1 pseudogene is annotated in these 11229 nt (G+C 76.0%); it reads right to left on the bottom strand.

Annotation, left to right across the window (positions count from 1 at the left end):
- A pseudogene (locus WCD74_RS29380) lies at positions 1–11220 on the bottom strand (SDR family NAD(P)-dependent oxidoreductase); the annotation flags it as partial.
- Positions 11221–11229 lie beyond the last annotated feature (9 nt).

The raw sequence follows: 11229 nt of genomic DNA, 5'->3' as shown, positions 1-11229 counted from the left end.
CGAACCGTCCAGCAGTACCGCATGCAGGTCCCAGCCCAGGTGGGGTTCCAGGGCGGTGCAGCACTCGGCCAGCGCGTCGGCGAACACCGACTCCTCGCCGACCAGGGTGCGGGCCATCCCCACCCACTGCGCCCCCTGCCCCGGGAACACGAACACCGGCCCGGCACCCACCGACTCCGCCGCACCGGACACCAGATTCCCGGCCGGCTCCCCCGCCGCCAGCGCATCCAGCCCCGCCAACAGCTCGTCCCGGTCCCCGACCACCACCGCCCGACGCTCGAACCGCGACCGACCCACCAACCCCGCCGCCACACCCGACGTCGAGAACCCGCCGTTGCTCCGGGCCCACGAAGCGAGCCGCGCAGCCTGACCGGCCAGCGCCCCCGCCGACCGCGCCGAGAGCACCCACGGCTGTGCGAGTGGCGCCGTTCTGACGTCAGACGTCAGCAACGGACCATCGCTGACACCGGAGGTGGCCGTCTCCGCCGCTTCCTTGACCACCGGCGCGTCCTCGATGATCACGTGTGCGTTCGTGCCGCTCATCCCGAACGACGAGACACCCGCGCGGCGCGTGCGGTCGCCCGACTCCCACGCGCGAGGAGCGGTGAGGAGCTCGACGGCGCCTGCGGTCCAGTCGACGTGGGGCGACGGGGCGTCCACGTGCAGCGTCGCGGGGAGCACCCCGTGCCGGAGTGCCTGCACCATCTTGATCACGCCGGCGACACCCGCGGCCGCCTGGGTGTGGCCGATGTTGGACTTCACCGAGCCCAGCCAGAGCGCCTCGCCGGTCTCGCCGCGGTCGGCGCCGTAGGTCGCGAGCAGGGCCTGGGCCTCGATCGGGTCGCCGAGCCGGGTCCCGGTGCCGTGCGCCTCCACCGCGTCCACGTCGGCGGGGCCGAGCCCGGCGGCGGCGAGGGCGTCCCGGATCACCCGTTGCTGCGACGGACCGTTGGGGGCCGTGAGGCCGTTGGACGCGCCGTCCTGGTTCACCGCCGAACCGGGGACCACGGCCAGCACCTCGTGCCCGAGCCGCTCCGCGTCGGAGAGCCGCTCGACGAGCAGCATCCCGACGCCCTCGCCCCAGCCCGTGCCGTCGGCCGCGGCGGCGAACGCCTTGCAACGGCCGTCGTCGGCGAGCCCGCGCTGGCGGGAGAACTCGACGAACGTCGCGGGCGTCGTCATGATCGTGACCCCGCCGGCGAGCGCGAGGTCGCACTCCCCGCGACGCAGGGCCTGGACCGCGAGGTGCAGCGCGACCAGCGACGACGAGCACGCCGTGTCCACCGTGACCGCCGGGCCCTCGAGTCCGAGCACGTAGGAGAGCCGGCCGGAGACGACGCTCGCGGCGTTGCCGGTGCCCAGGTGGCCCTCGAGGTCCTCGGCCGAGCCGGCGAGGACGGCGGGGTAGTCCTGGCCGTTGCTGCCGACGAAGACCCCGCCCCGGGTCCCGCGGACGGCGGTGGGGTCGAGGCCGGCCCGCTCGATCGCCTCCCAGGCGGTCTCGAGCAGCAGGCGCTGCTGCGGGTCCATCGCGAGCGCCTCGCGCGGGGAGATCCCGAAGAACGCGGCGTCGAACCCGGCCGCGTCGTGGAGGAACCCGCCCTCGCGCACGTAGGAGGTGCCGGTGCGGGAGGGGTCGTCGTCGACCAGGCGGTCGAGGTCCCAGTCACGGTCGGTCGGGAAGCCGGAGACGCCGTCGCGGCCGTCGAGGACCAGTGACCACAGGTCGTCGGGGCTGGTCACGCCGCCCGGGTAGCGGCAGGCCATCCCGACGATCGCGATCGGCTCGTCCGGGTCGGCGGTGGTCGCGGTCGCCGTGGTCGGGACGTCCCCGGACGTGCGGTCGTCGAGGAGGTCGACGACGGCGGCCGGGGTCGGGTGGTCGAAGACGAGGGTGCTGGGCAGGTCGCGCCCGGTGGCCTCGACGAGGCGGTTGCGCAGCTCGACGGCGGTGAGCGAGTCGAAGCCGAGGTCGGCGAACGCGCGGTCGGGGTCGAGGGCGGCGGGCGAGCCGTGCCCGAGCACCCCGGCGACCGACCGGAGCACGAGCTCCGACAGCGCCCGACGACGCTCCTCGGGGGCGAGGCCGTCGAACTCGCCGGTGTCATCGCCCGTCGTCGGGACCGTGTCGCGGACCGCGGGCACGTCGTCGAACAGGTGGCTGCGGCGCGCGGCGGTGAAGGCCGGGGCGAAGCGGGTCCAGTCGACGTCGACGACCGTGAGCACCGGGTCGGACCCGCCGGGCGCCCGGAGCAGTTCGTCGAGGGCGGGTTCGGGGTCGAGCGGGGTCAGCCCGCGGCGGCGGAGTGCCTCGGCGGCCTCGTCGCCGAGCATCCCGCCCTCGGCCCACGGGCCCCAGGCGATCGCGGTCCCGGCGCGACCGGCGCCGCGACGACGGCGCACGAGGGCGTCGACGTGGGCGTTGGCCGCCGAGTACGCGGTCTGCGCCCCGCTGCCCCAGGTCCCGGCGATCGAGGAGTAGACGACGAACGCGTCCAGCGGCCGCTCCCCGAGCGCGGCGTCGAGGTGGTCGGCGCCGGCGGTCTTCGCGGCGAGGACGGCGTCGACGTCGGCGGGGCACGAGTCGTCGAGCAGGCGGGTGTCGGTGGCCCCGGCCGCGTGGACCACGGCGGTCAGCGGGTGCTCGGCGGGTACGGCCGCGAGCGCGGCGTCGACCCCGTCGCGTCCGGCGACGTCGGCGGCGACGACGGTGACGGCGGCCCCGGTCGTCTCGAGCTCGGCGACCAGCTCGGCCGCGCCGGGCGTGTCGAGCCCACGGCGGCCGGTGAGGACGAGGTGCTCGGCGCCCTCCACGGCGAGCCGACGCGCGGTGCGGGCGCCGAGGGCGCCGAGCCCCCCGGTGACGAGAACGGTGCCGTGCGGGCGCCAGGGTGCGCCCTCGGCGCGGGGGGCAGGGACGAGCCGGCGCGCGTGGACACCCTCGGGACGGACGGTGAGCTGGTCCTCGTCGCCGAACCCGCCTGCGAGGACGGCGACGGCCCGACGGTCGACGGGCTCGCCGGTGAGGTCGAGCAGGCCGCCCCAGGCCCGCGGGCGCTCCAGGGCGGCGGAGCGCCCCAGGCCCCAGACCTGCGCGGCACCCGGGTCGGTGTCCGCGTGGCGGGTCACGCACCAGACGGGGGCGGTCGTCCGCTGCAGGATCGCGGTGAGGCGGGCGGCCGGGGAGGGGGTTGTGACGGCGGGGTCGAGCAGGACGACGTGGAGGTCCTCCCCGGCGTCCGCCGGCACGACGGAGGTCGTGGCCCCGGCGGCGGTGATCGCCTCGGCGAGCGCGTCGGCGTCGCCCCGGGTGCCGGGCTCGCACCCGATCACCCAGTGGCCCGCGAGCCGTGCCGGCGCGGGGTCGGGCAGGCGTGTCCACGTCTCGCGGTAGCGCCTGCCGTCGACCGCCCGGGACTCGCGACGATCACGGCGCCACGACGCCAGCAGCGGCAGCACCTCGTCGAGGGCCTCGCGGGCGCCGTTCTGCGGATGGAGGGTGGCAGTGAGTTCCTCCAGGTCCTCGCGCTCCACCGCCTCCCAGAACGCCTGGTCGACCGGGTCACTGGCCTGCCCGGACGCGGGCTGCGACTCGAGCCAGAACCGCTGGTGCTGCCACGGGTAGGTGGGCAGGTCGACGCGTCGTGCGTCCGGAAGGACGGCCTGCCAGTTGATGTGGATGCCCGCCGCATGAAGGTGACCGAGCGCCTTCATGACGTCGGGTGCGGCCGGGATCCCGTGCTCGGCCAGCGCGGACAGCGTGACGTCCGGGCCGAGTTCGAGGACGACCCCGGCGTCCATCGTGGTGAGGGTGTCGGCGAACCGGACGGTGTCCCGGACGTGGGAGACCCAGTGCTCCGGGTCGGTGACGTGCTCGGTCGACCCGTTGGAGACCACGGGGATCTGCGGTGCGTGGAACGTCAACTGCTGCACGATCTCGCGGAACTCGTCGAGCATTGGCTCCATCCGCGCCGAGTGGAACGCATGGCTCACGGTGAGCTGCTTCGTGCGCTCGAAGTGGGCCGCGACCTCCTGGACGGCTGCCTCGTCGCCGGAGATCACGCAAGCTCGGGGGCCGTTCACCGCCGCCAGGTCCACACCCTCGACCAGGTGCTGTCGGACCTCGTCCTCCGAGGCCGCCACCGCCACCATCGACCCGCCGTCGGGAAGCTCCCCCATCAACCGACCGCGCGCCTCCACCAACCGGCACGCGTCATCCAGATCCAGCACCCCGGCACAGTGCAGGGCAGAGATCTCGCCGACGCTGTGCCCACCGAGCACGGCCGGGGTGACGCCCCAGGACTCGAAGAGCCGGAACAGCGCCACCTCCAGCGCGAACAACCCCGCCTGGGCATGTTGCGTCTGCGCGAGCAGCTCGGCGTCGTCCCCGAACACGATGTCACGCACCGGCCGCGGGAACTGTTCACAGACCGCGTCGAACGCCGCCCGGAACACCTCGTAGGTGTCGTACAGCTCCCGGCCCATCCCCGGCTGCTGCGACCCCTGCCCGGTGAACACCACCCCCAGCTCGCCCGACCCCGCCCGTTGCAGCGACACCGAGGCCAACCCCTCACGGAGCTCCTCGACCGAGGACCCGGTGACCACCGCCGACCACTCGAACCGGCTCCGCGTCGTCACCAACGAGAACGCCACATCGGTTGCCGACTCCACCGGCCACGTGGCCAGCGCCGCCGCCTGCGCCGACACCGCCTCCGCCGTGCGCGCCGAGAGCACCCACGGCACCGGATGCGCGAGTGGCGCCTCTCTGACGTCAGGTGTCAGAGATGGACCATCGCTGACATCCGACGCCCCCACCTCCGGCACCGACCGTGTCCCGCCACTGACACTCGACGGCAACCGTGTGCCACCACTGACATCCGGCGCCCCGACCTCCGGCACCGACCGTGTCCCGCCACTGACACTGGACGTCAGCCGTGTGCCACCGCTGACACCCGGCGGCGCCTCCAGCACCACGTGCGCGTTCGTCCCGGAAATCCCGAACGACGACACCCCCGCCCGTCGGGGACGCCCCACCACCTCCGGCCACGGACGCGACGCCGCCAGCAACGACACCGCCCCCGCCGACCAGTCCACCTTCGACGACGGCGCATCCACATGCAGCGACGCCGGCAACACCCCGTGCCGCATCGCCAACACCATCTTGATCACCCCGGCGACACCCGCCGCGGCCTGCGTATGACCCAGGTTCGACTTGACCGACCCCAACCACAGCGGCTCCACGCGATCCGACGGCGACCCGTACGTCGCCAGCAGCGCACCCGCCTCGATCGGATCCCCCAGCGACGTCCCCGTCCCGTGCGCCTCCACCGCATCCACATCCGACGCCGACAAGCCCCCCGCCGCCAACGCCGCCCGGATCACCCGCTGCTGCGCCGGACCGTTCGGCGCGGTCAACCCGTTCGAGGCGCCGTCCTGGTTCACCGCCGAACCCCGCACCACCGCCAACACCCGATGACCAGCAGCCCGAGCATCCGAGAGCCGCTCCACCAGCAGCATCCCCACGCCCTCCGACCAGCCCGTGCCGTCGGCGTCGTCGGAGAACGACTTGCACCGGCCGTCCGCGGCGAGACCCCGCTGGCGCGAGAAGTCGATGAAGGTCGCCGGGGTCGCCATGACGGTGACGCCGCCGGCCAGCGCCATCGTCACCTCGCCGGAGTGCAGCGCCTGGATCGCCCACTCCAGGGCGACCAGCGACGACGAGCACGCCGTGTCCACCGTGACCGCCGGGCCCTCCAGACCGAGCGCATAGGCGACGCGACCGGACACGACCGAGCCGGAGTTGCCGACCCCCAGGTAGCCCTCCACGCCCTCGGGCACGGAGCCGAGTCGCGTGGCGTAGTCGTGGTACATCACGCCGGCGAAGACCCCGGTCGCCGAGCCGCGCAGCGACGTCGGGTCGATCCCGGCGCCCTCGATCGCCTCCCACGACGTCTCCAGCAGCAACCGCTGCTGCGGGTCCATCGCCAACGCCTCGCGCGGCGAGATCCCGAAGAAGTCGGCGTCGAACCCGGCGGCGCCGTGCAGGAACCCGCCCTCGCGGGAGTACGTCGTCCCGCGGTGGTCGGGATCGGGGTGGTAGAGCCGCTCGACGTCCCAGCCACGGTCGGTCGGGAACCCGGTGATCCCGTCCCGGCCCTCGGTCACCAGATGCCACAGCTCGTCCGGCGAGGTGATCCCGCCCGGGTAGCGGCAGGCCATCCCGACGATCGCGATCGGCTCGTCGGTCACGGCCCGGCGCACCGGTGCCTGCGGCTCGTCGGGGTCGGCGACCTCCAGCGACGCGAGCACGTGGGCCGCCAGTGCGGCCGGGGTCGGGTGGTCGAAGACGACGGTCGGGGCCAGCCGCACGCCGGTGGTCGCCCCGAGGCGGTTGCGCAGCTCGACGGCGGTCAGCGAGTCGAAGCCCAGCTCGGAGAACGCGCGGTCGGCGGTCACGTCCGCGGGCGAGGCGTGCCCCAGGACCCCCGCGACCTCCCGGCGGACCAGCTCCAGCGCGGCCCGGTCCCGGTCGCGCCCGGTCAGCTCGTCGAGCGGCCCGGACCCGCTGCGGGCCGCGGCGGGGAGGAGCTCCCGGAACAGCGGCACGGTGCCCACCGACCGGCGCAGGGCCGCCAGGGACACGGGGGTCGCGACGACGGGCGATGACGGAGCCCCGCCGTCGAGGACCGCGTCGAGCATCGCGAGCCCGTCGTCGACCGCCAGCGCCGGGAAGCCGCCCCGGGCGATCCGTTCCCGGGCGGCGTCGTCGAGCCCGCCCGCCATGCCCGTCGCGACGTCCCAGAGACCCCACGCCAGCGAGACCGCCGGCGCCCCGGCGGCGCGGCGGTGGGCGGCAAGGGCGTCGAGAACCGTGTTCGCCGCGGCGTAGGCGCCCTGGCCGGCCGCGCCGAGCACGCCGGCGAGCGCGGAGAACAGGACCAGCGGGACGTCGTCGCCGATCCGGGCGTGCAGGTGGCGGGCCGCGATCGCCTTCGGGGCGAGGACGGCGTCGACGCGGTCGGGGTCGAGGTCGCCGACCAGCGCGTCGTCGAGGACCCCGGCGGTGTGCACGACCGCGCCCAGGTCGGTGATCGTGGCGAGCAGCTCCGCGACGGCACCGTCGTCGGTGAGGTCGGCGGCGACGAGCCGCACCGTGGCCCCGGCCGCCGTCAGGTCGGCCACCAGCTCGTCCGCGCCGGGCGCCGCGGTGCCGCGACGCGACACGAGCACGAGGTCGCGGACGCCCCGCGACCGGACGAGGTGACGCGCCACGAGGGCCCCGAGTGCCCCGGTGGCCCCGGTGAGGAGCACGGTGCCGGCGACCGCGACCGGCGGGCCGCTCCCCTCGGCCCGGACCATCCGCGGCGCGAGCCACCCGCCGCGACGGGCGAGCTGGGACTCCTCGGACGCCAGGGCTGCGGCGGCGGCGGACGCGACGTCGTCGGCGCCGGGCTCGAGGTCGACCAGCGTCACCCGTCCCGGGTGCTCGGAGGCCAGGCTGCGCACGAGGCCCCAGGCGGCCGTGGCGGCGAGGTCCTCGACCGCGTCCCCGGCGGACGCGGCGACCGCTCCGCGGGTCACGACGACGACGGGTGGCCCGTCGGCCACCACGGCGGGCACGACGCGCTCGAGGACCGTCCCGACGACGGCCCGGGTCGCCGCAGTGGGCTCACCGGAGCCGCCGACGATCTCGACGACGACGGGTGCCTCGGCGGCCGGGCCCCCGACCTCGACCTCGTCCCAGCGCACGGCGAGCGGCGTCGGGGCCGGACGTCCAACCCGGGCGGGAGCGCGCAGGGTCACCGATCCGACCGAGAGCACCGGTGTCCCGTCGGTGTCCGCGACGTCGACCGCGACGGCGTCGTCGCCGGCCGGGCGCAGCGCGACCCGCAGCGTCCCGTCCGGCGGCGCAGAGCCGGGACCGACCCCGGTCACCGCGAAGGGCACGCGGCCGGTGCCGTCCGGCGTGGGTGCGAGGACCCCGAGCCCGGTGCCGTGCAGGGCGGCGTCGAGGGCCGCCGGGTGCGGGGCGGGTCCGGTCCACCCACTGGCCGGCGGGGTGACCTCGGCGAACACCTCGTCACCGCGACGCCACGCGGCGGTGAGTCCGCGGAACGTCGAGCCGTAGACGAGCCCGGCGTCGGCGAGCCGGTCGTAGAGGTCGGTCACGTCGACGGGCTCGGCCCCGGGAGGAGGCCACGCGGACAGGTCGCCGGTCGGACTCGCGGGCGGCGCCGCGGACACCGACCCCGAGGCGTGCGTCGTCCACTCCTCGCCGCGCGAGGCGATCGTCAGCGACCGGTGCCCGCCGGCGTCGGGCGGTCCGACCAGCACCTGCAGGTCGACCGGGGCCTCGTCGGGGACCTCGAGGGGCGCGGCGAAGGTGAGGTCGTCGACGACCGGGGCGCCCGCGACGGCTCCGGCGTGGCGGGCGAGGTCGAGCAGCGCGGTGCCGGGCAGCAGGACCCGGCCGCCGACGACGTGATCGGCGACCCACGGTGCGGCCGCCCGCGACAGCACCCCGGTGAGCAGCACCTCGTCCCGGTCCGCGGGGCGCACGACGGCGCCGAGGAGGGGATAGCCGGCCGCGGCGAGGCCGAGCCCGTCCGGGGTGGCGCCGGTGCGCCACGGCGCGATGCCGGCCGGCCAGTACCGGCGGTGGGTGAACGGGTACGACGGCAGGTCGACGCGGCGTCCGCCGCCCAGCACCGCCGGCCAGTCGACGCCGACACCACGGCCGTGCAGGCGGCCGACCGCGGTGAGCAGGGCGGACGGCTCGTCGGGCCCGGCAAGGGCGGCGACGGCGGCGGCGTCGGGGTGGGTGAGGGCGGCCTCGGCGAGGCCGGCGAGGGTCGTGCCCGGGCCGAGCTCCAGGACCGTCCGCACCCGCGTGGCCTCGAGCTCGGCGAGCGCGTCGGCGAAGCGGACGGTGTCGCGGACGTGGCGGACCCAGCGCTCCGGGTCGGTGATCTCGCCCGGGTCGGCGAGCGCGGAGACGACGGGGAGGGTCGGGGCGCGGAACGTCAGCCCCGCGACGACCGCGCGGAACCGGTCGAGCACCGGGTCCATCCGCTGCGAGTGGAAGGCGTGCGAGACGCGCAGCGCGGTGGTGCGGTGACCGGCGGCGGCGAGCTCGTCGGCCACCGCCCGGACCGGCTCGGCGTCCCCGGAGATCACGACGGCGGCCGGTCCGTTCACCGCCGCGACGTCCACCCCCGTACGCAGCGCCGTCCGCACGTCGGCCTCGGAGGCCGCGACCGCAACCATGGACCCGCCGTCGGGAAGGTCGTCCATCAACCGGCCGCGGGCCGCGACCAGCGCGGCCGCGTCGTCGAGGGTGAGCACCCCGCCGACGTGCGCCGCGACGATCTCGCCCACGGAGTGCCCGGCGACCGCGGCGGGTCGGACGCCCCAGGACTCGACGAGCCGGAACAGGGCGACCTCGAGCGCGAAGAGCGCCGCCTGGGTGTACACGGTGCGGGCGAGCAGCTCCGGGTCGTCATCGAAGGCCACCTCGCGGACGGGACGGTGCCCGTCGAGGTGGGCGTCGAGCGCGACGCACGCCTCGTCGAAGGCCGCCGCGAACGCCGGATACGTCGCGTGCAGTGCCCGCCCGGTGCCCGGGCGCTGGGATCCCTGCCCCGAGAACACGACCGCGAGACGACCGGTCACCGGGGAGGACGCCGCGGTGGTCCCGGCCGCCACGGCCTCCAGGCCGGCGCGCAGCTCGGCGTCGTCCCGGCCGACGACGACGGCCCGGCGCTCGTGGGCGGCGCGGGTCGTGGCCAGCGAGAACGCGATGTCGCGCGGGGGATCCGGCACCGTGAGCAGCGCGCGGGCGGTCGCCGCGAGGGCCTCGTCGTCGCGGGCCGAGAGAGGCCATGCGACCGGCCCCGACCCGCCGTCGGGAACGGGCCCGTCCTCGACGACGGCGACGGGGGCCTGTTCCAGGACGACGTGCGCGTTGGTGCCGCTGATGCCGAACGAGGACACCGCGAGCCGGCGGGGCCGGTCGAGCTCCGGCCATGGCACGGGGTCGACGAGCGGGGCGACACCGCCGGCGGACCAGTCGACGACCGGGGTCGGGGTGGCGGCGTGCAGGGTGCGCGGGAGCGTGTCGGCACGCAGCGCCAGGACGCCCTTGATGATCCCCGCGACGCCGGCGGCCGCCTGGGTGTGCCCGATGTTCGACTTGACCGCGCCCAGGTGCAGGGGGCGCTCACGCCCGGCGCCGTAGGTCGCGATGAGCGCCTGCGCCTCGATGGGGTCGCCGAGGGCGGTGCCCGTGCCGTGCGCCTCCACGACGTCGACGTCGCCCGGCCCGATCCCGGCGTCGGCCAGCGCGGCGCGGATCACCCGCTGCTGCGAGGGGCCGTTCGGGGCGGTCAGGCCGTTCGACGCCCCGTCCTGGTTGACGGCGCTGCCGGTGACGAGCGCGAGCACGCGGTGCCCGCGGGCCTGCGCGTCGGAGAGCCGCTCGAGCACGAGCACGCCGACGCCCTCGGACCACCCGGTGCCGTCGGCGTCGGCGGAGAAGGGCTTGCAGCGGCCGTCGGCGGCGAGGCCGCGCTGGCGGGAGAACTCGACGAACGCGCCCGGCGTGGCCATGACGGTGACGCCCGCCGAGACGGCGAAATCGCACTCCCCGGCCCGCAGAGCGCGGACCGCGAGGTGGGTCGTGACCAGCGAGGACGAGCACGCGGTGTCGACCGTGACCGCCGGGCCCTCGAACCCGAACGCGTAGGAGATGCGGCCCGAGACGACGCTCGCGGCGGTGCCGGTCCCGACGTAGCCCTCGGCGTCCTGCGCGCCGAGCATCATCCAGCCGTAGTCCTGGCCGTTCGTGCCCGCGTAGACGCCGACCGGGGTGCCGCGCAGGGCGGTCGGGTCGAGCCCGGCGTCCTCGAACGCCCGCCAGGTGGTCTCGAGCAGCAGCCGCTGCTGCGGGTCCATGGCCGCGGCCTCGCGCGGGTTGACGCCGAAGAACCCGGCGTCGAACCCGGCGACGTCGTCGAGGAAGCCGCCCTGGTCGGTGTAGGAGGTGCCGGGGTGGTCGGGATCGGGGTCGACGAGCTCGTCGAGCGGCCAGCCGCGGTCGGTCGGGAACGACCCGATGCCGTCGCGGCCCTCGTCGAGCATCCGCCAGAACTCGGCGGGCGAGTCCGCCCCGCCGGGGAAGCGGCAGCTCATCCCGACGACGGCGATCGGCTCGCGGGCCCGCGCCCTCGT

Origin of the sequence: Actinomycetospora aurantiaca (genome assembly GCF_037401875.1) — a bacterium.
Classification (GTDB): Bacteria; Actinomycetota; Actinomycetes; order Mycobacteriales; family Pseudonocardiaceae; genus Actinomycetospora; species Actinomycetospora aurantiaca.
Note: the sequence above shows the minus strand (reverse complement) of the source record. Positions and strands in the feature narration are given on the sequence as shown.